This is a genomic window from Sorangium sp. So ce1014, assembly GCF_051521505.1.
Lineage (GTDB): Bacteria > Myxococcota_A > Polyangia > Polyangiales > Polyangiaceae > Sorangium.
On sequence record NZ_CP150356.1, the window covers coordinates 10,009,690 to 10,036,283 of the forward strand.

17 protein-coding genes are annotated in these 26,594 nt (G+C 73.1%); 7 read left to right on the plus strand and 10 right to left on the minus strand.

What is annotated here, in order from left to right; all coding sequences use genetic code 11:
* Positions 1-620: 620 nt before the first annotated feature.
* Positions 621-1,382 carry a hypothetical protein gene (locus WME75_RS37985; protein WP_437481477.1) on the plus strand — a complete coding sequence of 254 codons (762 nt, stop codon included), beginning with the start codon at positions 621-623 and terminating at the stop codon, positions 1,380-1,382.
* A 77-nt stretch (positions 1,383-1,459) separates the two neighbouring features.
* On the opposite strand, the gene WME75_RS37990 is transcribed toward WME75_RS37985, so the two are convergent.
* Complete coding sequence (locus WME75_RS37990) at positions 1,460-2,953, minus strand: serine/threonine-protein kinase (protein ID WP_437481479.1); 1,494 nt, start codon at positions 2,951-2,953, stop codon at positions 1,460-1,462.
* Between the two features lie 163 nt (positions 2,954-3,116).
* On the opposite strand from WME75_RS37990, the gene WME75_RS37995 reads away from it, so the two are divergent.
* The 4 genes from WME75_RS37995 (at position 3,117) to WME75_RS38010 (ending at position 11,426) form a co-directional block, all read left to right on the plus strand.
* The gene (locus WME75_RS37995; protein ID WP_437481481.1) at positions 3,117-7,139 is read left to right on the plus strand and encodes a protein kinase domain-containing protein; all 4,023 of its coding nucleotides are present in this window, start codon (positions 3,117-3,119) and stop codon (positions 7,137-7,139) included.
* 515 nt (positions 7,140-7,654) lie between these two features.
* Complete coding sequence (locus WME75_RS38000) at positions 7,655-8,407, plus strand: hypothetical protein (RefSeq protein WP_437481483.1); 753 nt, start codon at positions 7,655-7,657, stop codon at positions 8,405-8,407.
* Between the two features lie 556 nt (positions 8,408-8,963).
* On the plus strand, positions 8,964-9,476 hold the full coding sequence (locus WME75_RS38005; RefSeq protein WP_437481485.1) for a hypothetical protein: 513 nt from the start codon (positions 8,964-8,966) through the stop codon (positions 9,474-9,476).
* Between the two features lie 102 nt (positions 9,477-9,578).
* Complete coding sequence (locus WME75_RS38010) at positions 9,579-11,426, plus strand: hypothetical protein (protein WP_437481487.1); 1,848 nt, start codon at positions 9,579-9,581, stop codon at positions 11,424-11,426.
* Positions 11,427-11,453: 27 nt separating this feature from the next.
* On the opposite strand, the gene WME75_RS38015 is transcribed toward WME75_RS38010, so the two are convergent.
* The 7 genes from WME75_RS38015 to WME75_RS38045 all read right to left on the minus strand — a co-directional run bounded on the left by WME75_RS38015 (position 11,454) and on the right by WME75_RS38045 (position 22,123).
* Positions 11,454-12,401, minus strand: a complete 948-nt coding sequence (locus tag WME75_RS38015) for a hypothetical protein (protein WP_437481489.1) — start codon at positions 12,399-12,401, stop codon at positions 11,454-11,456.
* Between the two features lie 54 nt (positions 12,402-12,455).
* A complete protein-coding gene (locus WME75_RS38020) occupies positions 12,456-13,667 on the minus strand; it encodes a hypothetical protein (protein ID WP_437481491.1) in 1,212 nt (403 codons plus the stop codon).
* Positions 13,668-14,490: 823 nt separating this feature from the next.
* A complete protein-coding gene (locus tag WME75_RS38025) occupies positions 14,491-15,741 on the minus strand; it encodes a serine/threonine-protein kinase (protein ID WP_437481493.1) in 1,251 nt (416 codons plus the stop codon).
* 229 nt (positions 15,742-15,970) lie between these two features.
* Positions 15,971-17,719 carry an ABC transporter permease gene (locus tag WME75_RS38030; protein ID WP_437481495.1) on the minus strand — a complete coding sequence of 583 codons (1,749 nt, stop codon included), beginning with the start codon at positions 17,717-17,719 and terminating at the stop codon, positions 15,971-15,973.
* Positions 17,716-18,945: an ABC transporter ATP-binding protein gene (locus WME75_RS38035; protein ID WP_437481497.1), complete on the minus strand. Its 1,230-nt coding sequence runs from the start codon at positions 18,943-18,945 to the stop codon at positions 17,716-17,718. The genes WME75_RS38030 and WME75_RS38035 overlap by 4 nt, the downstream gene beginning before the upstream one ends.
* Entirely contained in the window at positions 18,942-21,062 is a 2,121-nt protein-coding gene (locus tag WME75_RS38040) for a hypothetical protein (RefSeq protein ID WP_437481499.1), read from the minus strand. Before WME75_RS38040 ends, WME75_RS38035 begins: the two co-directional genes overlap by 4 nt.
* Positions 21,059-22,123 (minus strand): AAA family ATPase, encoded by a 1,065-nt coding sequence (locus WME75_RS38045; protein WP_437481501.1) that lies wholly within the window; start codon positions 22,121-22,123, stop codon positions 21,059-21,061. The genes WME75_RS38040 and WME75_RS38045 overlap by 4 nt, the downstream gene beginning before the upstream one ends.
* 103 nt (positions 22,124-22,226) lie before the next feature.
* Between WME75_RS38045 and WME75_RS38050 the strand changes: the two genes are divergently transcribed.
* A complete protein-coding gene (locus WME75_RS38050; protein ID WP_437481503.1) occupies positions 22,227-22,772 on the plus strand; it encodes a hypothetical protein in 546 nt (181 codons plus the stop codon).
* A gap of 33 nt (positions 22,773-22,805) precedes the next feature.
* Here WME75_RS38050 and cysK read toward each other — a convergent pair whose 3' ends face one another.
* Together cysK and WME75_RS38060 are read right to left on the minus strand one after the other, a co-directional pair.
* Positions 22,806-23,762, minus strand: coding sequence for a cysteine synthase A (gene cysK / locus WME75_RS38055; RefSeq protein WP_437481504.1), 957 nt, complete (start codon positions 23,760-23,762; stop codon positions 22,806-22,808).
* A 52-nt stretch (positions 23,763-23,814) separates the two neighbouring features.
* The gene (locus tag WME75_RS38060) at positions 23,815-24,885 is read right to left on the minus strand and encodes a sulfate/molybdate ABC transporter ATP-binding protein (protein WP_437481505.1); all 1,071 of its coding nucleotides are present in this window, start codon (positions 24,883-24,885) and stop codon (positions 23,815-23,817) included.
* A 359-nt stretch (positions 24,886-25,244) separates the two neighbouring features.
* Here WME75_RS38060 and WME75_RS38065 point away from each other — a divergent pair, with 359 nt between their 5' ends.
* Positions 25,245-26,192, plus strand: coding sequence for an NAD-dependent epimerase/dehydratase family protein (locus WME75_RS38065; RefSeq protein ID WP_437481506.1), 948 nt, complete (start codon positions 25,245-25,247; stop codon positions 26,190-26,192).
* Positions 26,193-26,594 lie beyond the last annotated feature (402 nt).

The window sequence follows — 26,594 nt, forward strand, 5'->3', positions numbered from 1 at the left end:
CGGGAAAGCCGGAGACGCCATAAGCGCCGTCGGAGACGATCACCGTGGGCCTCGGCCAGGAGGCGTAGTGCTCCAGCGCGTCGCCGAGCGTCAGGACGGGGTGGGGGTCGGTCGATGCGCGCTTCGCGGGGGGCACGCGGCCATCCAATCCAACTGCGCGGATCTGTCAACAAAACGGCAGAGATAGGGGCCGGCGAGCCGGCCGGCGCCGCTGGGCCTCCCCCCGAGCGAACGATCTTCTCCTGGAGCGTCCTCGCGAGCGCCTGGAGCTGACGTGCACGGGTGTCGTCCGGAGGAGACAGGCTGTGGAAATGGAGGGAACACTGTTCGAATGGAATCTCGCGTGGAACCGAGTGTGGAACCGAGTGTGGAATCCCACGTCGACCCGAGCGTCGACCCGAGCGTCGAACCGACGCGTCGACCCGAGCGACGCGCGTGCTCGCTGTCGCGACGGTGATTGTAGCGGCCGAGCGAGCGGCGTATGTTGAGCAGCTTCGTGCCCCCACTTCGCTTGGCCGGCGCCCCACCGCGACGCCGGCGGAGCCGCTGGTGCTGGTATACCCAGCCCACGCGGGACCATCGATTCCACACGGGAGGAAAGCATGAATGCAATCAAGTGCATGAGCTCACGATCCGTTGTTCGCGCGCTTCCGGCCGTCGTCCTTTCGGGATTGAGCCTGCTCGCGCCGCTCCCGGCAGAGGGCCAGTCGGCCGGGGAGCCCATCCATTTCCGGTGGGCCGACACCCTCGTGACCCACATCGCCCCGGAGAACAACGAATACGGCAGCGGCACGAGCTATGTTCAATGGGCCGGCATCGAAGGGGCGACGGCGTACCGGAGCCGCAGCCTGTGCGCGTCGTTCGTCACCCACGTCCTCAAGCGGGCCTATGATCTGTCCAGCTACGACATGACCACGTGGTTCGGCAGCACAAGCCCCAACGCCGTCCTCTACCACGACAGGATCATCAATGAGGTCGGCTTCGAGCAGGTCCTGACGGTGAGCCAGATCGAGGAGGGCGACATCATCGCGATCGAGTATCCGTGGGGGAACACGGCCTCCGGGCACGTCGCCATCGCGGCAGGGCCCGCGGTGCTGCGCTCGGCGACCTACCCGCTCGTCGCGGGGACGAGCCAGTACGCGCTCGCCGTCCTCGACGCGAGCACCACGGGCCACGGGACGACGGACACCCGGCACAACGCGGACGGCTCCTGGCACGCGGGCGTCGGGCGGGGCGTCATGCGCCTCTATGCGAGCAGCACCACCGGCGCGATCGCGGGACACACCTGGAGCACGCAACCTGGCTCGACGTACTACGCGAAGCAGACGCGCGATATCGCGATCGGCAGGGTCGCGGATCCCTATCTCTACCTGCCGCAGTAGCGGCGCGCCCCGACCTCCCGCGCCGCCAGGGCCGCAGCGCCGCCTGGCCTCGTCGGCAGGATGCCTGACGTCCCGAGCTAGCGCGGGCTCGGCGCCGTCGTCTGGCCCGTCACGCGCCGGAGCCCCGGCGCGTGCTCCGGCGGCTCCGCGTCGAGCTCGAGCCCGTCGAGCATCGCCGCCGTCGCGAGGACGCCGGGCAGCTGGATCTCCGGCGCCCACGCATCGAGCTCCATGAGCTCTCCGCCGACGACCTCCGACGAGCGCATCAGCACCCGGCCCGCGTGCAGGCACAGGTTCACGTGCACCCTCGCGTCGCGCCCCCCGCGCTCGACGAGCGCGCGCTCGAGCAGCAGCGCGGCCTCCACGATCTCCCGTCGCGCCGCCCGGTCCGACGGCTCCGGGGCGGCGAGCTCCCTGAAGAACAGCAGCGTATTGCCCGTCTCCATCGCCGCGTCGAAGCCCCTCGCCGCGAGGAAGCGCGACACGAGCGGCAGCACCCCGTCCAGGTCGGCGAGCAGCGCGTCGTCGGGCTCGTCCGTGGCGCCGCATTCCGCGTACACCTCGACGTGAATCGCGCCCACCCGGCGCTCCTCCGGGCCCCCGCGCAGCGGCGCGACGCTCTTCCGCGCCGCGGCCACGGCCGCCCGGAACCCCTCGATGAACTCCCCCGCCGTCTGGTGCCGCGCGGCGGGATCCTTCGCCATCGCGCGGAGCACCACGCCGTCGAGCTCGGGGCTCACGGGCGCCTCGCGGCTCGGGCTCGGCGGGTGCACCCAGAGGTGCATGTGCAGGAGCGTCGCGAGCATCGAGTCGAGGAACGGGAGCTTGCCTGTCAGCATGTAGTAGGCGAGCGCGCCGAGGGCGTAGACGTCCGTCCTCGCGTCCGCAGCCTGCCCCCGGATCTGCTCGGGCGCCATGCACGCCGGCGTGCCGAGCAGGTGGGCCTCCGTCGTGATGCCCGGCCCCGCGTCGTCGAGGACCTTGGCGACGCCGAAGTCGAGGAGGACCACGCGCGCAGGACGGCCCTCGTCGGCGATGAACACGTTGGAGGCCTTGAGATCGCGGTGGACGATCGCGCTCCCGTGGACCGCCGACAGCGCCTCGCAGACAGGCTCCAGGATCTCGAGCGCCTCCTCCGCGGAGAGCCGCCCGCGCGAGATGAGATACGACTGGAGATCGACCCCGCGGAGGAGCTCCATCGCGAAGAACGGCCGGCCTCCGGCGATCTCGCCGCAATCGAGGATGCGGATCACGCTGGGGTGGTCGATCCGCCGGATCGTCTGGATCTCGCGCTCGAACCGCACGACCGCCTCGCGGGTGAACGCGAGCTCCGGGTGGAGCACCTTGACCGCAGCGCGCTTGCCGCTCTCCGCGTGCACGGCGCGGTAGACGACGCCGAAGCTGCCGTGAGCGATGCTCTCCTCGACGAGGTAGTCGCCCACCCGGCTGCCCGCGGGCAGCGTCTGCGGTCGCCCCGACGACGCAGGCGCTCCGCAGGTCTCCACGTGCAGGAGCGCCCCGCCGGCGTCGCCGCCGCACGCCGTGTCGAGCGCGGCCTTCCTGTCCGACACGGCTCTCTGCGCCGCATCGTCCTCGGTCAGGACCAACGAGCGAACGGTCTCTTGCCACACCCTCGAGGAAAGAAGCACACCTCGTGCCATCAGGGTGGCCGGGGGTGGATGAGGCCCTCGTCCGGGGCGTCGAACGGGCTAAGCTCTTGCCCAAGGAGGCAGCTTGCCCCGCTGTCAGGTCTGCCATCGCCGCATTTCCGGCACGAAGCCCTGCCCGCGCGACGCATGGCTCCCGCCGCCGGGCCACCCCCTCGACGAGCCGCAGGAGCCCGCCCCGTCGGTCCCCGGGCTGACGCCGCTGCGGCGCATCGGCGCGGGGGGCTTCGCCACGGTGTGGGAGGCGGCGCGGGCGGAGGGCGGCGAGCCCGTCGCGCTCAAGGTGGGACGGTGGACGAGCCCGCTCATGGTGGAGCGCTTCCGGCGCGACGCGGAGGCGCTCGAGCAGGTGGGCCCGCCGCACGTACCCCGGTGGATCGAGAGCGGCGCGCTCCGCGACGGGCGGCCCTTCATCGCGATGGAGCTCCTCCGCGGCCGGACGCTCGCCGAGGTGCTCGCGGATCTCGAGGGCCCGCCGGGCGCCGCCGACGTCGTGGCGATGGGCGCGGCCCTCCTCGAGTCGCTCGCGGCGGCGCACGCGAAGGGCGTGATCCACCGCGATCTGAAGCCGGAGAACCTCCTCCTGGCCGAGGGGGGGCAGCGCATCGCGCTCCTCGACTTCGGCCTGACCAAGCATGCGCGCGCGCGGGAGCGGGAGGTGGACGACGTCATCACGCCCCGCGGCGCGGTCGTCGGCACCCCGGAGTACATGGCCCCGGAGCAGATCCGCGGCGACCCGATCCAGGACGAGCGCACGGACATCTACGCGTTCGGCGTGATCCTCTACGAGCTCCTGACGCTGCGGCTCCCGTTCACCGGCGATCGGGGCGAGATCGAGCACGGGCACCTCGCGCTCCGCCCGCACCGCCCCCACGAGTTCGCCGCGGTGCCCGACGAGCTGGAGAGGCTCGTCCTCGCCTGCCTCGCGAAGGAGCCCGAGCGCCGCCCGCCCGACGTCGCCGCGCTGAGGCGCGCGCTCGCGCAGGCCTGCCCGGGCGGCGCACAGCCCGCGCCGAACGCGCAACCCGCGCGCGGCGCGCTGCTCACCGAGGGCCGGCAGCCCGCGGTCGTGCTCGTGGCCGAGGCGAAGGGCGCGTCCGCCGCCGTGATGAGCGCCGTGGCCGCGCGCAAGGGGTTCGTGGCGAGGCAGCGCGGGGGCCGGCTCGTGTGCGTGTTCTCGGGCCTCGACGCGGACGATCCGGTGAGCGCCGCGATCGCGGTCGCCCGCGAGGTCGAGGAGCGGTACGCGGGGCGCGCGGCCGTGCACATCGCCGGGCTGATCGTGCGCCGCAAGGAGCAGGGGCCGCCCGCGGTCTACGGCGCCCCGGTCGAGCAGCCCGACGCCTGGATGCCCCGCGGCGACTTTCACGGCGTCGCGCTCACCGCGGACCTCGTGCGCGCCTTGCCCGAGGGCGAGCTCCGCGGGCTCTCGCGCGACCCCGCGCTCTCGCCCGCGCCCGGCGCGATGTTCTACCGGCTCGCCGCGCGCTCGCGCCCACCGCCGGGCTCCGCGAGCGCCGTGCCGCTCGTCGGTCGTGACGAGATCGTCGGCGCGCTCGCGGTGAGCATGGAGGCGAGCCTGCCCGGCGGGTGCCCTGGCCTGTTCACGCTGATCGGCGAGGGGGGCCTCGGCAAGTCGCGCCTGACGGACGAGGCGGTCGCGCTCGTCCGGCGCATGCAGGAGGGGGCGCAGCTCATCGCCCTGCGCGCGGCGCAGCCGCTCGCGGGCGAGCGCGCGTCGAGCCAGCTCCTCGCCCGCGTGCTCGACGTGGACGCCGCCGCGCCGCCCGACGACGTGCGGGCGCTCTGCGCGGCGCGCCTCGGCGAGGAGCTCGCCGAGGAGGCGTGGACGGCGGTGGCCGCGGCGCTCGGATGGATGCCTCCGGAGCAGGCGGGCGTGTCGCCGTGGTCCCTGCGGCAGAGCACGATGCGCGCGATCGCCGAGGGGCTCCGGCGCCGCGCGCGCGAGGCGCCGGTCGCGGTGCTCCTCGACGACGCGCACTGGGCCGACGACGCGGCGCTCGACGCGCTCGAGCTCGCGACGCTCGACGCGCCGGGCTGCTCGCTCTGGGTGCTCGTGGCGGCGCACCCGAGGTTCGAGGACATGCGCCGGAGCTGGGGCGCGCGCGCAGAGCGGCACGATCGCGCGGTGCTCGAGCGGCTCTCGGAGCAGGACGCGATGCGGCTCGCGGCCGAGCTCCTGCTGCCGGCGGAGTACCCGCCCGAGGCCGCGCTCCGGCAGCTCGCGCGCTGGTCCGGGTACAACCCGTCCTGCCTGACGGAGCTCGTCCGCGCGCTGAAGCGCACGGGCGCGGTCCAGCGGCGCCCGACGGGGGCCTTCTACGTGGCGACCGCGGCGCTCGAAGAGCTCCCGCCGCTGCCCGTGCGGCAGTGGCTGGCCGCGCGCCGGCTCGACACGCTCTCGCCCGAGCTCGCGGCCTGCGTGCGGCTCTGCTCCGCGCTCGGCCCCGATTTCACCCGGGAGGAGGTGGAGGCGATCCAGGACGCGATCGAGCAGGAGGGCGGGGCGAGCACGCCGATCGACGCCGGGGTCGGCCTGGGCGCGCTGTGCTCGCTGTCCCTGCTCGTGCGCGGCGAGCGGGGGATCCACGCGTTCGAGAGCGCGACGTTCCGGGATGCGGTCTACGACGCGCTCGCGCCTCTGCAGCGCCAGACGATCCACGCGCACGCGCTCGCGTTCTGGCGAGCGCGCGTGGATCCCGGCGCCCCGGACCGGCGGGGGCTCGGGCACCTCGGGCAGCACGCGGCCGCGTGCGGCGAGCGCGCGACGGCGGCGGCGGCCCACCTCGCGCTCGGCGACCGGGCGACGGCGAGCCACGACAGCGTCGAGGCCGACCAGCGCTACACGGCCGCGCTCGCGCTGCTGGAAGAGGGCGACGCGCGGCGGCGCGCCCACGCGCTCGCCGGCCGCGGCAAGGCGCGGTACTGCCTGCACCGGATCCCCGAGGCGCTCGCGGATCTCGCGCTCGCGCGGGAGCTCGCGCGGGGGCTCGGCGACGACCGGCTCGCCGCGGAGCTCCTGTTCGAGGAGGCGACGGCGCTGGATCATGCGACCGACTACGCGGCGTCGGCGCAGCGCGCGTCCGAGGCGCGCGCGCTCGTCGAGCGCCTCGGGGATCGCAGGCTGGACAACCGCCTGCGGATGGCGCTCGGCCGCTCGTGCTGGCGTCAGCAGCGGGTGGCGGAGGCGATCGAGCTCCTGGATCGCGCGTCGGCCGGCGCCGCGGCGGAGGGCGACCAGGAGACGCGGGTCATCGCGCTGCTGCTCCTGTCGATGGCGCTCGTGATCGCGGGCCGGCTCGGCGACGCGGAGGCGCGCTTCTGCGAGGTGATCGCGCTCTCCAGGGAGATGAAGGATCGGCTGCACCTCTGCTCGGCGTACGCCAACCGCGCGTACCTGTGGGCTGCCCTGAGCGCGCCCGAGCGCGGGCTCCAGGACCTGAGCCGCGCGGTCGAGCTCGCGCGCGAGATCGGCAACCCGGGGCCCGAGCATGTCGCGACGCACAACCTCGCCGAGCTCTTGCACTGGTGCGGGCGCGAGGACGAGGCGCTCGCGCTGGCGCGCCGCTCGCGCGTGCTCGACGAGCGCTTCGGCGAGCGCGCTGCCCCGGACGACGCGCTGCTCATCGCCCGCATCCAGGCGGCGCGCGGTGATTTCAGGGAGGCGGCGCGCCTCGTCGCGTGGGTCGCCGAGCGGTGCCTCCCCGACGCCTCGGCGCCGGCGCTGTTCGCGCTGTTCCGGACGCTGAAGCTGCTGCTCGCGGCCGAGGGGCTCGAGATCCCCGCGGGCGCGGAGGAGCAGGGGGACAGCTGGGAGGCGCTCACCGATCTCGCGGAGCGGACCTTGCCGGTGGAGGAGCTGCTCGAGGTGCTTTACTTCCGCGCGCGCGCGGCCGCCTCCGCCGGGCGTCACCCGGAGGCGTCGGCGGTGCTCGACAGGGCGCGGCCCGTGCTCGCCGGCTGCCGCATGTGGCAGCCTCGCTTCGAGGCGGTGGCGGCGCTGCTGCCGGCGCCTCCCGAGCCGTCCGAGGGCGGATCGCACCCGGGCGCGCTGGCGCGCAGCGAATGACGAAAGCTGCGTCCAAGTGCGCCCGGAGTGCGCCCGGAACCCCGGTGCAAAACGCCTCAGCGTGGCGAGAGGGTGTCGCGGCGCCGGGGTTTCGATTGTGCCCCCCGCGGGCGAGAATCCGGGTGGGAATCACGCAATGCGGCGGGCGCTGGATCGATCGCTCGATCTGAGACATTTCGCCTCAGCTCGCGGCAGGACGCCGATGGTGGGGTTGCTGCGGAGCTCGACCCGGGTGCTCGGCGTGCGGAGCTCGACCTCGCGGCGCTCCGCCTCGGTGCGACGGGGGTGGAAGCGGTCAGGCATGGCCCGACGGTTGCAAGGATTCAAGGAAACCCCACCGCACTCGAAAAGAGAGGCACCCCATGAGGCTCACCGCGCTACGGACGGTCGTTGCGATTCCATGTCTCGCGTTGTTCGGCTGCGCATCCAGCGCCGAGCCGGGCTCCGAGGAGACCGTGGGCACGTCGGAAGAGGCGATGGTATCGGCCAACCGCCTCTCGATGAATCGCCTCTCGATGAATCGCCTCTCGATGAACAGCCTCTCGATGAGCCGCCTCACCGCGGACGGCCGCGCGCTGACCACCACGGATCTGCTGCTCGACGAGGACGGTCGTGAGCTCCTCCGCTACACGATCGCCTGTGCGCTCCCGGAGGGGCAGTCGCTCGTCGGCGAGGTCGGAGCGACGACGTACAGGTTCGATGGGCGGCTCGGCCTCGCGCCCGGCTGGTTGCGCTCCTCGCTCCCCGAGAAGTCGCAGCGATGGGTCACGGCGTGCCTGCTGGCGCACGTGAACGGGTACGGCGTCGAGGTCGCCATCTCGCTGCGCGGCCGCCATCCCGCGCTGGCCACGGACAGCGCGGAGCGGCGGATCTACCGGCAGGAGGAGATCTCCTTCTTCGGCAATGCATTCCAGCCGCTCGGCAAGCGCGACGAGCTCGGCGACATCGGCGCGCGGATGTATTCGTGCGGCGGCGCCTTGCTCCAGCTGTCGTGCGCCGGCAACGAGACCGCCTTCGTGCCGGAGCGGACGTGCGCGTCGAGGAGCGACTGCAGCATCGACTTCCTTGGCCCGTGCCGCGACCTGTCGGACTTGAAGGGCAGCGTGTGCAAGGACGCCTCCTCCGACGGGTACGAGCGCTGCGAGGCCGCAGCGAGCAGCCCGACGGACAAGCCCAGGACGACCCATTACGACGAGGTCGTCACGGTGTTTCTGCAGCGGCCTGACTTCTCCTCCTTCTATCCGCTCTGCACGCCCCTGTTCCCCTGAGCGAGCCCGCCTGCCACGCCGTGCGACCGCGTGATCCGCGGGCCGGCGCGCCTCATCCGCCCGACCGGCTACACCGCCGTCGACTGGGCTGGCATGCAGGGCGGAGAGACGGGGGGATGAGCTCTTCAATTGCCCCCGGGCGCAGGTGATTGCCGTGTCCTCCTCCACCAGCTCGGGCGGGAGCGAGATCGCAATGGCGGCCTCTCAGGTCAATGCTGCTTGGCGATGCTCGACCGGGCAATGGCGGCGTCCAATCGGAATCGGAATCGGAATCGGAGGCGCTGCCGCCATGCGCGTCAGGTGACGAGATACGTGGCATCTGCGACGACGGCGCGGGGCCGGCGCCTGTGCCTGTGCATGTGACCGATCCGTGGACAACGTGGGTCGGATCTCCAGGCCTCCAAGGCAGCGTGGATCAGGTTCAACAAGGTCCTCACGCCGAGCCCTCCGTTTCCAGTTGACATCCGTCACGACGCATGGATCAACCAAATTGAGCGCGTTCATGGTTGTCGACCTCGTGCGATACTCTCGCCCGCCATGCTGCTGGAGAGCTCCCATGCACCGACCCCTCCTCGCCCAAGGCCTCGTGCTGTCGCTCGCGCCGTTCGGGTGCTCGGCTAGCCCGGAAATTCCTGAAGCCTACGGCAAGGCGATCATGACCGTGAACGGGGAGGAGCTGGTGCTTGACACGGGCGATGACGGCCAATTGCCTGTCCCCCGATTCGACAACAGCTGGGACGTTGACTGCTCCCTCCTCAATGGCGAAACCAATCTGGCGCTGGTGGATCACTCGAAGGGCAGGAGGGGCTTCTACTACCTCGATCTCCACCTGCTCGGCAGCAAGCACGAGGGCGGCGACGCCGCTGTCGTGAACATGCGAATGTACGTTGACGACGCGCTTTTTCATGGCTCCTGTCCGGCCACGCTCCGGACGTCTCAACAGGGGCCGCACGAATGCAAGTTCTCTTTCGCCAAGTGCGATTTGAACGTGCTCGGCGGTGACCAGGACGTTATCCCGGCGCGCCTCGATTTCGCCTCATTTCACTTGAAATGGTGCTTCGTCCCGTGAGCCGGCGCGCCCGAGATGCGTCGCCCCACGTCGCGATGCGTCGCGATGGTGTGTCCGAGGCAGCGCTGGCCGGCGCGTCTGCCCGCGGGTAAACATCGAACGATGGTGGATGCGTCCCCCCGGCGACGGTTCAACGCCGCGTTCGCTCGCTGGTCTCGCCGCGTCCGGCGGCGGCTCGCGCTGGAGCTGATCCTCACCGGCGCCGCCGCGGGGCTGATGCTCGGGGCGGCGGGCGCAGCGGCCGCCTGGCAGACGCGGTACGGCGCGCTGCGCCCCTGGATGGCGGGCGGCGGCATGCTCGGCGCGGTGGCCGGCGCTGCCGTGGCGCGGCGGCGGCGGTGGTCGGATCCGAACGTCGCGCTGTTCCTCGACGGCAAGCTCGGCGCCTCCGAGTCGGTCTCCACGGCCGTGGAGCTCGCGGCCGCCGAGCGCGCGGGCGACGGCGCGGCCCGGGCCGGCGCAGCGGCGGCCCACGAGGTGGTGTTCGCGCACGCCGCGGCGGCCCTCGGCCGGGCGACCGCCGAGCAGGTCCGCGCGCCGCTGTGGCGACCCTGGCACGCGGGCGCGCCGCTCGCCGCGGCCGCCATCGGCTATCTCAGCTGGCTCCCGCTCCCGCCTGCCCCCGCGGCAGCAGCGCCCCCGCCCGGGGCCGAGCAGGTGCGCCTGGCCGAGATCGCCGGGCTGGAACGGGTGATCCAGCTGGCCGAGGTCGACGCTCGGGACACCGCGCAGCGCGATCGGCTGAAGCAGCTCGCGGACGACGCGAAGCGGCTCCGCGAAAAGCTGAGGAGCGGCGTCGAGCGCCGCGAAGCGCAGGCCGAGATCGGCAGGCTCCGCGACGCGATCACGGCCGAGCGCCTGTCGCTCGGCGAGGGCGAGCAGCGTCACGGGATGGAGTCGGCGCTCGGCAAGCTCGGGGAGGACCCTCAGCTGAAACGGGCGGCGAAGGCGCTCGGCGACCGCGATCTCGTGGCGTTCGACGAAGAGATGGAGCGGCTCGCGAACCGGGTCGAAAAGACCGACCGCGAGCGGGCCAGGAAGACGCTCGAGGAGGCCGCCGAGGCAGCGAAGAGGGCCGGCGCCCCCGGCGTGGCGAAGGCGCTCGAGGAGCAGCGCGAGCTGCTGGATCAGCGCGGCAAGCAGGCCGACAAGCTGCGGGAGCTGGCCGAAGCGCTCGGCGAGGCGCTCGGCGACGAGGGGCGCGAGGCGCTCGGCGAGCTCGGCCGGACCGGGAGCGGAAAGGACGCGCGGCGGCTCGCCGACAGCCTCGAGAAGGCGCTCGAGAAGCTGAGCCCCGAGGAGCGCAAGCAGCTCGCCGAGCGCCTGAAGCAGCGGGTGGCGCGGTCGCCCGAGGGCGCGCCCGGGGAGCCCGCGTCCGAGGAGCAGATGCGCGAGCTCGCGCGGCAGCTGGCGACGCCCGAGGGCCAGCGGCAGCTCGAGGAGCAGCTGCGCCGGATGGCCCAGGAGGGAGGCCCGAGCAGCGAGGAGGCGGAGCGCCAGGGCGCGCTCGACGACGCGCAGCGCGGGGCCGGCGAGGCCGAGGGGCAGCTCGGGGGGACGCCCGTCCCGATGCCGGTCGCCGGTGGCTCGGGCAGCCCGGGATCCGGCAGCGGAGAGCGCGGCCAGGGCTCGCAGGCGGGCGGCGCAGGCAAGCAAGGGCCCGGGCAGCCAGGTCATTCCGAGGGAGGCGGGCCGGGCAGCCACGAGGGGCAGACCGGCGCGATCGCGGGGGGTGAGCTGCGGTCACGCGCCGGCGCGAGGCTCAATCCGGGCAGGCCGATGCCCGGGATCGCGATGGGCCGGACAGCGGGACGCGCCGGAGACACCGCCAACGTGCAAGGCGAGGGCGCGCTCGGCGTCGTGGGTCCCCAGGAGATCGGCGGCGTCGAGCGCAGCGACGTCCCGGAAGAGTACCGCGAGCAGGTCGGTCGCTACTTTCGACCGCGGTGAGCCCGGCTCGGGCTCCTGGCGGCGGGCTCAGAAGCTCGCGCCGACCAGCAGGCCCTTCGCGTCGGCGGTGACGAGGGGCGCGGCGTGGAAGCGGGTGAGCGCGGCCCGCGGCGCCGGCGGCGTGCGGCCCGACGTGCGGAGCGCGTACGCGGCCGTCCCGGCGAGCACCACGCCGCCGCCGACGAAGCTCCAGAAGGAGAGGTTGGCGAGCGTGGTCTGGGTGTCGCGCAGGTCGATGCGCCGCGCGCTGCCCGAAGGCTCCGCCGCGGCGGACTTGCCCTTCGCGGTGGAGAGGATCGCGAAGGTCACGCCCGATGCGACCCCGAGCAGCCCGACCGCTCCGCCCGCGACCACCAGCGGGAGGTTCGAGCCGGCGTCGAGGCTCAGGGCGATGCTCTGGTCCGAGCCCCTCGCCACGAGCAGCGACGTCGACGTCCGGACGCCGGAGCGGCGCGCCTCGATCGTGCGCTTGCCAGGATCGACGAACACCTGGGCCTCGATGGGCGACCGGCCGATGACCTTGCCGTCGATCAGCACCTCGGCATCGTCGACATTGACGTTGATGCGGAGCGCGCCGACCTGCGATTTGGCCGCGGCGAGCCGCTGCTGCAAGAAGAGCTTCTTCTCCTCCGTGTCGCCGAGAGGAAATGTGTTGAGCGCGTACAGGAGGTGCTCGGCCGCCTCGCGGGGCTGGCCCACCTCCAGCTCGACGTTGCCGAGATTGCCCGCGACGTCGAAGCTCTGCTGGAGGTCCCACGCCGCCTGATAGCGCGCCTCGGCCTCGACGAACCGCGCCTCGTCGTAGAACCTGTTCCCCTCCCGGTAGAGCTGCGCGGCGCGCTCGCCCGCGCTCGAGTTCGCGGCCGGCGCGTCGGCCGGAGAGGTGGGCATGAGCCGAGCTTTGCCGGTCGCGCTCGCGACGCCCGGCGCCAGAGCGACCGTCGAGCACAGGAGGAACAGAGGCGCGTATTTCAAGAATGGCTTTCGCATGGGGGCTGCCGGAGGATTGCAATCCGGAGAGGCGACGCCTCAGGGGAATGGGCGCGGGGGCGCGGTCGTCCCCGGGGGCGTCGTGGGCAACGCAGGGGTCGCGGACGGCAGGACCGGTGGTGGGATCGGAGGGCTCACGGACGATTCGTAGAAGTCTTCCGGCGCGACAGGCGGCTTGGGGGGACGCTTCACCTGCCCCCCAGGGCGCACCGACGGCGGGCGGGCAGCGGCCACGGCCCCGGAGTGTGCGGGCGGCGGGGTCCGCTCCGCGGCAGGCGACGCGGACGGTACGTCCGGCGCGGTGGGGACCGGCTGCTCCGCGGTGGGAAGCGGCTGCGCGCTGGCCGCCACCGGAGGCGGCGGCGGCGGCTCGGGCAGCGCGTTCGGGGTGGGCGTCGCGATGCCGGGCTCGGGGACGCGGGCGTCCTCGGCGACCGGGGCGTCGCGCGGGCCCGAGGGGTTGGCGGCGCGCCACAGCACCCAGAAGCCCGCGACCGTCGCGCTGCCGAGAAACACGAGCAGCGCGAACAGGCCGAGCGGCACCGCGCGGCGGCGCGCCGCGAGCGCTGCCGCGGAAGCAGCGGCGGCGACGGCGGCATCGGGGGGCGCTGCGGCCGGCGGCAGATCCGCTCGATGGACGGCTGCGGCGGGCTGGGGAGCGGCCGACGCGGCCGGCCGCTGCTTGCGGGTCGGCTCTTCGGGCGGCGGCCAGACGCCGCTGCCCACGCCGACGCGGGCCGTGCGCACGCCGCCGGGGCGCGCGCCGCCCGGCCCCTCGGGAACCCCCGGCGGGGGGCTCGGCATGCCGTGCACCGGGATCCGGCGCATCGTCGGCCGGTTCCGCTCGTCAACGCCCTTCAACAGCGACGGGGCGACCTGGATCTTCTGCAGGTCCATCGCCTGGTGCTCCCGGTTCGGGGGCAGGGTGACCGGGGGAACATACACCTGCTTTTCGCTCGGCCCCGCCTCGCGGTCCTGGCGGCGCCGCGGCCTGGGCTCGCCCCACTGCATCATGCGCTCGGCGGGCGGCGCTGCGGGGGCCGGCGCTGCCTCGTCCGGCCTGCGGCGCGGATCCTGCGCATGCGCCCGCGGGTGCGCCAGCGAAGGGTGCTCCTGCGGTGCGAAGCTCGGCGCGTCGTAGCCGCGCGGCGGCTGCTGCGGCTGCGCCGGCGGCTGCGGCGCGGCGTCGCCCGCAGCGCCCTGACCCGCCGGCTGCCCTGGCGAGCTCTTGTTCGCGTTCCTGTTGGTCATGCCTGCCCCTCTCGCCACGCGCAAAAGGCGCGCCGCTGCCCCGCGTGGGCAGCAGCGCATCGAGCATCCGGTCCAAAGCTCCGCGTCGTCATGGACGTGCTCCCGAGGCGACCTGCCTCGACCGCTGCTCTGTAGACGGCGCGGCGGGCGCCGCGGCAGCGCTCCGGCCAGCGCGGGCGCGCCGCGGCCCAGCGTCGAACGTGCGCTGGCCAGCGCGCGATACGTGGGAGCTCGCTCGGGGGTAGGGCCACGGCATAGCCCCGAAGATACCCCACCCAGCCGTCGCCACCACGCACCCAAGCATCACGACCCCTCCGCAGCGATACAACGGCGGCGTCCAGGGATGCACCGGGATCGGGAGCCACCGCCGTCATGGGCGTGACGGCGCCGCTCGGTGGCCGCGTGCGCCGAGGCCCCGGACCGCGACCTCGGGCGAGGCGCGGCCCAGCGGGCCGACCGAGCGCGAAGTTGACCCTGGCCACCATCCTGCCGCCTCCCTGGACCCCGTGGGTGTTGTCCATGGCTACGCTGTCGTGTCTTCCTCGATGCCGCAGCCTCGATTTATTACACCCGCCCTGCACCTGTCCCCCCCACCCAGGTTGAGCCGCCCCCAGGTTGAGCCGCCCCCCACCCAGGTTGAGCCGCCCCCAGGTTGAGCCGCCCCCCACCCAGGTTGAGCCACCCCCAGGTTGAGCCGCCCCCCACCCAGGTTGAGCCACCCCACCCAGCGCCAGCGCTACCCGTCCAATCCACCCCCGCAGGGTAGCGGTTTCGCTGCGCCGGGTGAGGTTCCTTGCAACTGCGGCGACGTCGCGGCCGCCCGTCAGCCCACGACGCTCACCAGCAGCGCCACGGCGAAGCCGAACAGCACCACGCTCACCACCAGCATCGCCATGGCCGCCAGGCTGGGCTCCGCGCGCGCCGCCCGCCGTCGCGCGCGCCTCCCCCCGGCCCGCCGCGCCTCCGGCCCGCGCGGCAGCGCAGGTCCCGAGCTGGGCTGCGCCGCCCCGCCAAACGCCGTCAGGCCGAACGCCTCCACGGTCGCGCTCAACGTCGGTGCGACAAGCGCGCGGACCGGCGGCACCGTCAGCGGCGCCGTGCTCTGCCAGCACGACCCCGCCGGCAAGGTCGGCGCCGGCGTCGCCCCTCGCGAGAGCGCGGCGCCGATGCGCGACAGCTCGTCCGCGAACGCCGCGGCATCCGGGAAGCGGAGCTCCGGGCGCTTCTCGAGCGCCCTCATGACGGCGCGGTCGAGCTCCGGCGGCACCGGCCGCGGCGCGTGACAGGACGGCGGCGCGGGCACCTCGCTCGCGTGGGCGCGCACGAGCTCGTGCACGCGCTTCATGTGCTCGAACGGATCGCGACCGGCGAGCAGCGCGTAGAGCACCACGCCGGCCGCATACACGTCGGTGCGGGCGTCGACGGCGAGCCCGCACGCCTGCTCGGGCGAGAGATAGCGCGGCGTACCGACGAGCACCCCCTCCTCGGTCTGGTAGAGCGACGGCGCCGGCGCGCGGCCGTCGCCGCGCGGAGCGACCACCTTGGCGATGCCGAAATCGAGGACCTTCACCACGCGCCGCCCCTGCGCGTCCGCGTCGCACACGAAGAGGTTCTCGAGCTTCACGTCGCGATGGACGATGCCCGCGCCGTGCGCCGCCGCGAGGCCGGCGAGCGTCTGCGTCACGAGGTCGAGCGCCTCCAGCGGCGGCAGCGCGCCGCGCGCCGCGAGCTCGTCGCGCATCGTCCAGCCGTAGAGCCGCTCCATCACGAGGAACGTCCGCCCCTCGGCCGTCCGCCCGAAGTCGGTCACCGTCACCAGGTTGGGATGGGCGAGCCGCGCCAGCGACTGCGCCTCGACGCGCATCCGCTCCACGAGCCGCGGCTCGCGGTTCAGATCGCGGTGCAGGAGCTTCACCACCACGGGCTTGTCGAGGCCCACGTGCGCGGCCTCGATCACCTCGCCCATCCCGCCCCGCCCCAGCCGGCGCACGGGCCGGTACGGCGTTCCGTACAGCAGGGTATCGCTCAGCTCGAGCGTCGTGCACCGGCGGTCGTCGTGCGAAGGCAAGGCCATCCCCCGCGGGTCGAGGTGGTGCCGCTGTCGTCACACGACGCGAGAATCGAGATCCCCTCTCGCTCCCGGACCTCGAGCGCGGGCGCACTTCTCACACGCCCTCAGGAAGCGCTCAAGATTTCGACAGATCCGCGCGCAGGCGCATCGTGAAGCATTCCCGTGCGTCGATCCAAATTTCCAAACAATGAACCCGGCGCGTACGATTTCAGAGCACGTCGCGGTGACGCGCTCACGCGAGGGGGTCTGCGGCGCTCCCTGGCTCGGCGTGCTCCGGAGCGGCTGGATGCGCCGGAGCCGCCTGTTCGGCCGCGAGCGCCGCCTCGTCTTCCTGGGCGAGGAGCGCGTCCGTCACGGCGAGCGCTGCCTCGCGCTGCGCGATGAGGGCGGCGCAGCGCGAGCGCGCCGCGGCGAGCAGGCCGAGCCCGACGGCGACCCAGACGACGGCGGCCGTGTGCCCGGCGACGACGACGGACCCCGGATCGCTCTGCGTGGCCCTGTCGAGCATCATGAAGGCGTAGAACGGCGAGGGGGCCGCGATGAGGAGGGCGCTCTCGCTGACGCTGAGCTCCGTGACCAGACCGGCGATGGCCGCGACGATCCACGGGCCGACCGCGATCGAGAAGAGGAGCGTCAGGAGCAGCACCCGCGCCACCATGGGCGCGGCGATCCGCGCGCGAAGAAAGGCGCCGAGCCCGACGAGGAACACGTAGAAGGCGAGCGCGTAGACGGCGAAGTACTGGAGCTGCCGCACCTGGATCTCCGGCGGCCCGAGCGTCACGCCAAGGAGCAGCCGGTGGCCGGCGGCCCAGAGCGCGGCGACGGAAGGGATCCCCACCGCGAGCAGCAGGTACGCCGAGCGGGTCACGCCGGGGCCGAAGAAGCGACGCAAGCGGCTGGCGCGGCCCCGGGCCCAGGTCACCTCGACGCGGCGCGACGGCCCGATCGGATCGCCGGCGAAGAGGCACACGCAGAAGATCAGGAACGAGAACATCGCGCACATGCCCGCGAGGATCGCGGCCAGGCGCTCGGTTGGGTCCACCGCGAACGCCGGCACCGCGACGGCGGCGGCGACCACCGGCGTGCAGGCAGCGAACCACGTCTTCAGGCCGGAGGAGCGATCGTCGCTCTCGCTCGTGAGGTTCGCGACGGTCACCTGGTACAGGAACCACGCGGGGACGACGACCGCCGCGATCGGCAGGAGGATCAGGAAGAGCACGTAATCGAGGCCGAGCGGCGCGCGCTGGTACGCGACCGGGAGCCAGATGGGCGGGCCCTCGGGCACCTCCGGCCACGCCAGGTGGGCCGCGTACGAGAGCCCCGTGCCCCCCGCCGAGAACAGGCAGATCGACAGCGGGAACGCGAGCAGCAGCGTGACGAGGATCGCCCCGCGGAGGCTCGCCATCTTCGAGCTGATCGCGAGGCCGAAGGCGACGCTGAGCAGCGCGATCAGGAAGAGGAACAGGAAGGCGATCACCACCTCCATCGCGGTGATCCCGCCGAACAGGAACGGCAGCGCCCCGACCGGCGCGAGCATCACCACGTACATCGAGATCGCCGTGTAGGCGGCGAGGAACTTGCCGCGCGCGATCTCGCCGGGCGGGATGCCCGTCAGGAGCACCGCCTCCCAGGTGCGGCCCTCGCGCTCCGAGGCGATGCTGTTCGCGGCGACCGCCGGACCGACCAGCGCCACAACGAAGTACGCGAGCGAGAAGAAGACCTGGAACAGGATCACGCCCGTCTTCGCGGGCGCGATGTCCCTCGCCACGATGCCGCCGATCGACGCCACGAGCAGCGTCATCAGCACGGCGAGCACCAGGAGGATGATCGGCGTGCGGGCGAGGCGCGCGGCCTGCTTGAGCTCGCGGATCCAGATCGGGTTCGGCTCGCCGAGGAGGCGACCCACGCGGCGCCGCGCCCGATCGACGAGCCGCTGAGACGCCGGGCCGCCGGGCGGCGATGAGCCAGTCTGCACGCTCACTGCACCTCTCCTTGCGTGACCTCCAGGAAGATCCGCTCGAGCTCGTTGCGCTCCGGCTCGACCCCGATCACGCCGATCCCGCGCTGCACGAGGTGCTGCACGATCTCGGCGATCTTCACGTCGTTGCCCGTGTAGCCGACGTGCACGGCGCCCGCGACGATCTCGATGTCGGTGATCCCCGGGCCGCCCCGGAGCAGGAAGGCCGCGCCCTCGGGATCGCCGAGGACCCGCACCTTGACCTTGCGCCGGGAGAGCTGCGACATCCCGGGATAGCCCGCCGCGGGGCCCGCGGGACCGGCGGCGGGACGCGCGTGCGGGCCGTATCCGGGCGGCGGACCGGCGGCCTGCAGGGGATCGACGGCGGCCGGATCCCCCGGCGCCTCGGGAGGCGCGGGCGCCCCGGGCCCGTACGGCGGCGCGTGATGCGCCTGCGCCGGGTACGCGCCCGGCGCGGCGGCGTACCGCGGCGGCGCGTGCCCGTGCGCCTGCGCGCCGCGCAGCGCCTCGAGGCGCGCCGCGATCTCCCCGATCGGCCCGGCGACGACGAGGCGGCCCTTCTCGAGGATGCCGATCGAGGTGCACACGTCGGAGAGCTCCGTGAGGATGTGCGAGGAGAGGAAGATCGTCTTCCCCAGGCTCCGGAGCTCGAGCAAGAGGTCGCGGATCTCGATGCGCGCGCGCGGATCGAGATCGCTCGCCGGCTCGTCCAGGATGAGGACCTTGGGATCGTGCAGCAGGATCCTCCCGAGCTGGAGGCGCTGCTTCATGCCCTTCGACATCGTTGCGACGATCCGGTCCTGGATCTTGCCGAGATCGGTCAGCTCCAGGACCGCGTCGACGACGTCGAGCGACGGCACGCGGAACGCATCCGCGAAGAACTCGAGGTACTCGCGCACCGTGATCCGGTCGTAGACGCCGGCGTGATCCGGCATGTACCCGATGCTGCGGCGGACCGCCGCCGGGTCGATCGTGACGTCGACCCCGTCGATCTCGACCCGCCCCGCCATCGGCTCGAGCAAGGTCGCCATGACCCGGATCGTCGTCGTCTTGCCCGCGCCGTTCGGCCCGATGAAGCCGAAGATCTCGCCGGGGCCGACGTCGAAGGTGACGTCCCGGAGCACGTCGAGCGAGCCGAAGCGGTGCGAGAGGTGGCGGACGCGGATCGTCGGCGCAGGCCGCTCGATCTGCGCCGCGGGGGGCGGGGCGCCGCCGGACGCGGCGCTCACGGCCGGCCTCCGAGGCCGACGATCCGCACGAGCACGCGGTCGCTCTCGAGCCGCAGCCCGGAGTCGCTCGCGCGGCCCTCGCCGCCGTCGAGCTGGCCGAACAGGACGGGCACGCCGGCGGGGAACCAGTCGACCGCGGTGCCGGCCGCCTCCTCGATGGCGAGCCACGCGGCGCCGAGCCCCGGCGCGTCGGGCTCGAGCAAGGGGACCAGCAGGCTCCCGCCGAGATCGTGGATGTCGATGCCGCCGACCCGCCGCCCGAAGCCCGCGTGCGCGAGCCAGCGCTGCCCCTCGGCCCGCGCCGCGAGATCGACCCCCGCGCGCGACGAGACCTTCTCCCCGTCCCGGATGCGGGCGAAGTAGCGGGCCGCGCCCTCCGGCAGCCACAGGACGCCGCCCCGGAGATCGCGGCCGCTCCGGTTGCTCACGACGACCTCGCCGCTCGGCTCGGCGACGATCGCGATGCCGTCGCCGAGCGGCGCGGCGCCGTCCTCGCGCACGATCACCGTCTGCCAGGGGAGCGCCGCGACCTTCGTCAGCCGGGCCCCGTCGCGGTCGACGACGAGCCGGTCGCGCCGCCCCGAGAGCTCGGCGACCACCGCCGTGCTGATGACGCTGCTCGCGTCGGTCGTGCGGACGGTGAGCTCCTCCGCGCTCGAGACGAAGAAGCCGCGGAACCGGCGCACCGCCCCCTTCGTCATGCCGGCCCCCGCCTCGATCAGCGTGAGGTGCCGCGCCCTGCCTCGCACCCCCTTCGCGAGCAGGCCCACGCCGACGATCGCCGCGAACGCGACCGCCGCGTACACGGGCAGGTGCCGGAGCGCGCGGAGCGGCCTCCCCTGCCGCGCGGCGCGCGCGAAGTTGATCGGGCCGGCGAGCACCGCGTAGATGCAGAGCAGCAGCGCGGAGACCCCGATGGCCCAGCGCGCGCCCTCGTTCGGATCGAGCTCCCGCCGCACCGGATCCAGGTCGAGGCCCATCGCCTCCTCGCCCGGGCGGAAGGCGACCGTGGAGCGGCGATCGTGGGCGCGGCGCGCGAGATCGGCCACCCGGATCTTCACCCACGGGTCGCCGGCCGCGGGCAGGCGCGTGGGGTCGAACGCGAGCAGGTGCACCTCGCCGAGGCCGTAGAACGCCGAGCTGCCATACGGGCTCGCCCGCAGGTTTCCGCCCGACCAGCCGGAGAGCGCCTCGGCCACCTCGGGGCTCGCGCTCGGCGCGGGCAGCAGCACGTTGCCCTGCTTGCCGAGGCCGCTCGGCACGCCCGGCGGCACGATCTCCTCGAGGGTGGGCGGCGCGATGCCGGCCCTCGAGACCTCGCCGCCGACGAGCGCCGCGAGCGTCGGGTGCCGCAGATCCTCGGGGCGCGCGACCGACAGCGCCAGCGTGCCGCCGGAGAGCACGTAGCCGGCGAGCGCGTCGAGCTCGGCGCCGTTCAACCTCGAGAGCGTGTCGGTCCGCAGGAGCACCGCGTCCGCCGCGCTGTACAGCGCCGCCCGGTCGGGCAGCAGCGGATCGCCCGTCGCGCCGTCGTAGCGCGGCTGCCCGACCCACAGGACGGCGTCCGGCGACAACCCGGGCCCGCGGCCGGTCGGCATGTACAGCGGCGCGACCGGCGCCTCGTGGAGGCCCGCCCGGAGGAGCGACGTCTCGCTGACGTCGAAGAGCACCACCGCGCGCTGCGAGGTCGACGAGAGCGCGTGCGACGACACCGCCGCTCCGCCCTCGTCGAGCGCGCGCACCTGCACGTCGCCGAAGGGCGACACCTGCACTGGCACGCGCACGTTGACCGACGCGCCCGCCCCGACGGTGTACGGCGCCGACGCGACGAAGACGCGCTGCTCGGAGGTGCGCCTCGACTCGACCTCGACCTCGCCTCTCGCCGTCCTGCCGCCGTTGTTCTGGATGCGCACGATGATCTGGTTCCACCCCCAGGGGATCGCGCCGCTCGTCCCGAACACCGGCGCCGCGTCGACGGCGAGCTCCGGCGCGCGGGGCGGCGGCGCCTGCCCGGACGCGGACCCCGCGGCGAGGAGCGCCGCGACCCACGCCGCGCCGGCCGCGCCCCTCGCCGGCGACGCGATCCGGAGCGCCCGCGCCTCGTCGCCGCGCCTCATCGGCGGATCGCCTGCGCCACGGGCTCGGGCCGCGGCTCGACCGCGGACAGGAGCGCGGCGACCACCTGATCCGTCGTGATCCCCTCCGCCTCGCCCTCGAAGGACCGGATCATGCGGTGGCGGAGCGCCGGCCTCGCGACCCGCTGCACGTCGGCGAAGGCGACGTGCGCCCTGCCCTGGAGCAACGCCACGGCCTTCGCGGCCAGCACCAGCGACTGCGCCCCGCGCACGCCGGCGCCGAACCGGAGCGCCCTCCGCACGATCTCGGGCGCCCCCTCGACGGCCGGATCGCTCGCCCGCGTCAGCCGCGACGCGTACCGCATCACGGGCTCGGCGACCGCGACGTCGCGGCAGAGCGAGCGGAGCGAGAGCACGTCGTCGCGGGTGAGCACTCGCGGCGGCGGGCCGCGATCGTGGCCCGTGGTCCGGGCGAGGATCTCGGTCAGCTCGTCCTCGGTCGGGCTCGGCACGAGCACCTTGAGCAGGAACCGATCGAGCTGCGCCTCCGGCAGCGGGTACGTCCCCTCCATCTCGATCGGGTTCTCGGTGGCCAGCACGAAGAACGGCTCTTCCATGGCGTACCGCGTGCCCGCGATGGTGCACGCGTGCTCCTGCATGGCCTCGAGCAGCGCGCTCTGCGTCTTCGGCGTCGCCCGGTTGATCTCGTCGGCCAGGATCACCTGCCCGAAGATCGGCCCCTTGTGCAGCGAGAAGTGGCGCGAGCCGTCCGCGGCCGCGACGAGCACGTTCGTTCCGGTCACGTCGCTCGGCATGAGATCCGGGGTGAACTGGAGGCGGGAGAACCTGAGATCGAGGCAGCCGGCGATGGTCCTGACGAGGAGCGTCTTGCCCAGCCCGGGCGCCCCTTCCAGCAGGACGTGCCCTCCCGCGATGATCCCCCAGAGCGTCTGCTCGATGACGTCGCCCTGGCCGACGACGGCCTGCCCGATCGCCTCGCGCAGCCGCGCGCTCGTCCGCTGCGCGAGCTCGAGCCTCGCCTCGAAGGAGGCCGGGGCCGCGCCCTGCTCTCCGTCACTCCCTGCGCCTGATTCCGCCGCCATCTGGTCGTCCTCGGGCGACGACCATAGCCGGCCCCGCGCCGGGCGTCGATCGGGGCCGAGGCGCGCGACGAGGCGGCGGACGCCGCCATGCTATGTTTCATGAATGAGCATGCTTATCCGGATCGGTCGCCGTGCCGTTGCCTCGCTCTTCCTCACCGCGCGCACCGGCGCGGCCCTCACCGCGGCTCTGGCGCTCGGCGCGAGCGCCTGTGCCACGGTGGCCGGCGAGCATGAGGTCGAGGCCAAATTCCTCGTCAAGCCGACCTCCCAGTCGACCTTCTCCGGATGGAGCGAGGTCTCCATCGCGCAGGACCCGAATTCCGTCGACGGCGCCGAGCTCAGGTTCATCCGGCTCGAAGCGCGCGACAACAACGTGCCCGACCTGACGTTCATCAAGAGCATCACGGCCGAGGCCGTCGTCGACGGCGTCGCGACCGTGGTCGCCAAGAAGGCGCCGATGCCTGCCGGCGAGCGCATCGTCCCGCTGGATCGCGCCTATCACGGCGACATCCGGGAATTCTTCTATGAGGACGCCGAGAATGACGGTTACACCGTGCACGTCGACTGGCACGGCGAGGTCGATCTGAAGAAGACGATCCCGGCCGAGGGCGTGTGGATGCGGGTCATCATCGCCATCCGCGTCGAGTGATCGCGCCGCTGTGCGGCGGCCTTCCCCAGGCCCTCAGCGGGACACGGTCATGCGCGCGCAGCCGACGAGCTCCTTGAAGAGCGGCGAGGTGACGTACCGCTCCCCGCCGTCGGGCAGGATCACCACGATCTTCTTGCCCTGCATCTCGTCGCGCGCCGCGATCGACAGCGCCGCTGCCATCGCCGCGCCGCCGGAGATGCCGACGAGGATCCCCTCGGTCTTGGCGAGCCGGCGCGCGGCCTCGAACGACTCGTCCTCGGACACGGGCACCACCTCGTCGATGAGCTCGCGCCGGAGGATCTTCGGGACGAAGCCCGCGCCGATGCCCTGGATGAGGTGCGCCCCCGGGCGGCCGCCGCTCAGCACGGCGGCGTTCTTCGGCTCGACCGCGATCATCTTCACGCCCGGCTTCTTCTGCTTGAGCACCTCGCCCACGCCGGTGATCGTCCCGCCGGTGCCCACGCCGGCGACCACGACGTCGACCCCCCCGTCCGTGTCGTCCCAGATCTCGCGCGCGGTCGTCACCCGGTGCGCGGCGGGGTTCGCCGGGTTCTCGAACTGCTGGAGCATCACCGCGCCCGGCGTCTCCTCCACGATCTGGCGCGCCCGCGCGACGGCCTGCACCATCAGCGACCCGGGCGTCAGCAGCACCTCGACCCCGAACGCCCGGAGCAGCGCGATCCGCTCCGGGCTCATCGACTCGGGCATCGTGAGGATCAGCCGGTAGCCCTTGGCCGCGGCGATCATCGCCAGCGCGAGCCCCGTGTTGCCGCTCGTCGGCTCGACGAGGACGCTCCCCCGGGTCAGCCGGCCCTGCCGCTCGGCGTCCTCGATCATCGCGAGGCCGATGCGATCCTTGACGCTGCCGCCGGGGTTCCGGCTCTCGATCTTGCCGATCAGCTCGGCGCGCAGCCCCTTGCCCGCAGAGCTCAGGCGAACGAGGGGGGTGCGCCCGATCGTCGCCGCGATGTTGTCGAAGATTGAACTCACGTGCCCGCCTCCGTGATCGCCCCCGGGCCCGGCGGGACCGCCGGCCGGGTGGCTAGATGGAGTAGTCTTGCACGAAGATCTTCGCGTCACGGAGATTTACAAGCACCCTGTCTCCCTCGGACAGGGCGAGCTCGGCGACGCGGTCCTTGGTCAGCTCGACGGAGAGCGGCTGGCCATCGGAGAGGCGGAGCTCCGCCTTGACCATCCATCCGACCCGTGACAGCCGCTCGACGCGCGCCATGCTGGCGTCGTCGGCGCCGCCCGCGCGCGACGAGTCGGGCCGGGCGTGGAGCTCGATGTCGTGCGGCCGCACGAAGGCGTGCACGCTCGCGCCGTTGCCCGTCCCGGGGGGGGCGTGCACCGCGAGGGTCCCGAGCGCGGCCTGGCCGTCGCGGACCTCGCCCTTGAGCACGTTGATCGACCCGACGAAGCTCGCCACGAACTCGGTCGCCGGCCGGTCGTAGATCTCCTCGGGCGTGCCGATCTGCTCGACCCGCCCCTTGTGCAGCACGATGACCCGGTCGGCGAGGTCCATCGCCTCTTCCTGGTCGTGGGTCACGAAGACGCTCGTGATCCCTCGCTCCTTGTGGAGCCTGCGGATCCACTCGCGCAGCTCGAGGCGCACCTTGGCGTCGAGCGCCCCGAACGGCTCGTCGAGCAGGAGCAGCGACGAGCCTGGCGCGAGCGCGCGCGCCAGCGCGACCCGCTGCCGCTGGCCGCCGGACAGCTCGTGCGGGAACCGGCCGCCGAGCCCCTCGAGCTGCACGAGGCCGAGGAGCTCGTCGACGGTGGCCACGATCTCCTTGCGGGGCCGCTTCCGGATCGTGAGGCCGAAGGCGATGTTGTCGCGCACGTTCATGTGCCTGAACAGCGCGTAGCTCTGGAACACGAAGCCGATGTTCCGGTCCTGCACCCGGGTGTGCGTCGCGTTCTTGCCGTTCAGGATCACCTCGCCCGAGTCGGGGCTCTCCAGCCCGGCGATGATGCGCAGGACGGTGCTCTTGCCCCCTCCGCTCGGCCCCAGCAGCGCGACAAGGGCGCCGCCCTCGATCTCGAACGAGACGTCGTCGACCACCTTGTTCGGACCGAACCGCTTCGTGAGCTGCTCGACAACAATTCCCATAAGCGACAGCTAGCCTTCTGCCCCGTCTCGCGCGCGCCTCGAACAGAAAAAAACAAGGGCGCCCGAGCGCGGTCCAGCGTCGCCCGCCGGACGGGGAGGCGCAACCAGATTCAGAAATATACATCGGAAAGGTGGGTGTATTTGCAAAAAGCGCGTCGCTTGCGCTCCGGCCTCCGCTGCTGGAGCTCGCTCGACGGCGGGCGCGCGTGTCGCGCAGCGGGGCGGCAGCCGGTCCAATGGACGGGCTGAAGTGCTAGCATCGTCGCGCCGCGACGCGGCAGGACCGGGACGGGAGGCCGCAGGGCGGCAGGACGATGGCGGCGGGCCGCGCGGCGCGGCGGGACCAGGACGGGAGGCGGATGCGTTGTCTGGTGACTGGGGTGGCCGGATTCATCGGCGCCCGACTGGCGGAGCGGCTGGTCGAGCTCGGGCATGAGGTGCTCGGGGTGGATCGCTTCACCGACTACTACGCCCGCGAGCTCAAGGAAGGGAACCTGGCCCGGCTGCTCGGCGAGCCGCGCTTCTCTCTCTCGACGGCCGATCTCGCGACGGACGACCTGCGCCCGCTGCTCTCGGCGTGCGAGGTGGTCTTCCACCAGGCGGCGCAGGCGGGCGTGCGCCCGAGCTGGGGGCAGAGCTTCGAGGGCTACCTGCGCGACAACGTGCTCGCGACGCAGCGGCTGCTGGAGGCGGCGAGGGCGCACGGCCGGGTGCGCAAGCTCGTCTATGCCTCGTCGTCCTCCGTGTACGGCGATGCGGAGGACGTCCCCATGCACGAGTCCAGCCGGACCGCGCCTCACTCGCCCTACGGGGTGACGAAGCTCGCGGCCGAGCACCTGTGCGAGCTGTACCGGCGCAACTTCGGCCTGCCGACGATCTCGCTCCGGTACTTCACGGTGTACGGCCCCGGGCAGCGGCCCGACATGGCGTTTCACCGGTTCATCGCCGCCGTGCTGAAGGGCGAGGCGGTCCGCGTGCACGGTGACGGCGAGCAGACGCGCGATTTCACGTACGTGAGCGACGTGGTGCAGGCCAACGTCGAGGCGATGGAGGGCGGGGCGGTCGGCGTGTTCAACATCGGCGGCGGCTCGCGGGTGAGCCTGAACGAGGCGCTCGGGCTGCTCGGGGAGCTCGCCGGGCCGGTGCGCGTGGAGCGGGGCGAGCCGCAGGCCGGCGACGTCCGGCACACCTGGGCCGACACGGCGGCGGCGCGGTCGGCGCTCGGGTATGTGCCCCGGGTGCCCCTGCGCGAGGGGCTCGCCGCGCAGGTGGCCTGGCAGTCGAGGAGGCTCGGGCTCACCCGGTAGCGGGGCCCGGCGCCCTCAGGGGCCGGGGGTTCCGATGGGGGGACGAGAGCGACGACGTGCGCCGCCGCTCCCACGAGCGTTGCGTTGAAGACGCAAAAAAGGAGGATCTGCTGCGCTGGGCTGCCGTCTGCGACCTTTGGATAACATCCAGACTTTAGGTCCGGTACGGATCGGGTCTATTCAGCAGATCATCGGCTTCTCCGCCGGCGTCTTCGCACGTCACACCCGCATGGTTGTGGCGGTGTTGCAAACGCCTGACAGCCCACCGACCCGCGTCGCCGCGGCGGCAGAACCCTAGCGCTCGATCCCGGTGCGTGTCGATCGCTCTTTGGTCTCGGCTCGCGCAATTTGCGTCGCGGACGCCATTACGATGGGTGTCGTATTTTTCTCAATTCGATTCTC

Excerpts from the sequence above, each read along its gene's own strand:
- WME75_RS37985 (WP_437481477.1), top strand. The coding sequence starts at position 621 with ATGAGCTCACGATCCGTTGTTCGCGCGCTTCCGGCCGTCGTCCTTTCG.
- WME75_RS38000 (WP_437481483.1), top strand. The coding sequence starts at position 7,655 with ATGAATCGCCTCTCGATGAACAGCCTCTCGATGAGCCGCCTCACCGCG.
- WME75_RS38005 (WP_437481485.1), top strand. The coding sequence starts at position 8,964 with ATGCACCGACCCCTCCTCGCCCAAGGCCTCGTGCTGTCGCTCGCGCCG.
- WME75_RS38010 (WP_437481487.1), top strand. The coding sequence starts at position 9,579 with ATGGTGGATGCGTCCCCCCGGCGACGGTTCAACGCCGCGTTCGCTCGC.
- WME75_RS38020 (WP_437481491.1), bottom strand. The coding sequence starts at position 13,667 with ATGACCAACAGGAACGCGAACAAGAGCTCGCCAGGGCAGCCGGCGGGT.
- WME75_RS38025 (WP_437481493.1), bottom strand. The coding sequence starts at position 15,741 with ATGGCCTTGCCTTCGCACGACGACCGCCGGTGCACGACGCTCGAGCTG.
- WME75_RS38040 (WP_437481499.1), bottom strand. The coding sequence starts at position 21,062 with ATGAGGCGCGGCGACGAGGCGCGGGCGCTCCGGATCGCGTCGCCGGCG.
- WME75_RS38045 (WP_437481501.1), bottom strand. The coding sequence starts at position 22,123 with ATGGCGGCGGAATCAGGCGCAGGGAGTGACGGAGAGCAGGGCGCGGCC.
- WME75_RS38050 (WP_437481503.1), top strand. The coding sequence starts at position 22,227 with ATGAGCATGCTTATCCGGATCGGTCGCCGTGCCGTTGCCTCGCTCTTC.
- WME75_RS38060 (WP_437481505.1), bottom strand. The coding sequence starts at position 24,885 with ATGGGAATTGTTGTCGAGCAGCTCACGAAGCGGTTCGGTCCGAACAAG.
- WME75_RS38065 (WP_437481506.1), top strand. The coding sequence starts at position 25,245 with ATGCGTTGTCTGGTGACTGGGGTGGCCGGATTCATCGGCGCCCGACTG.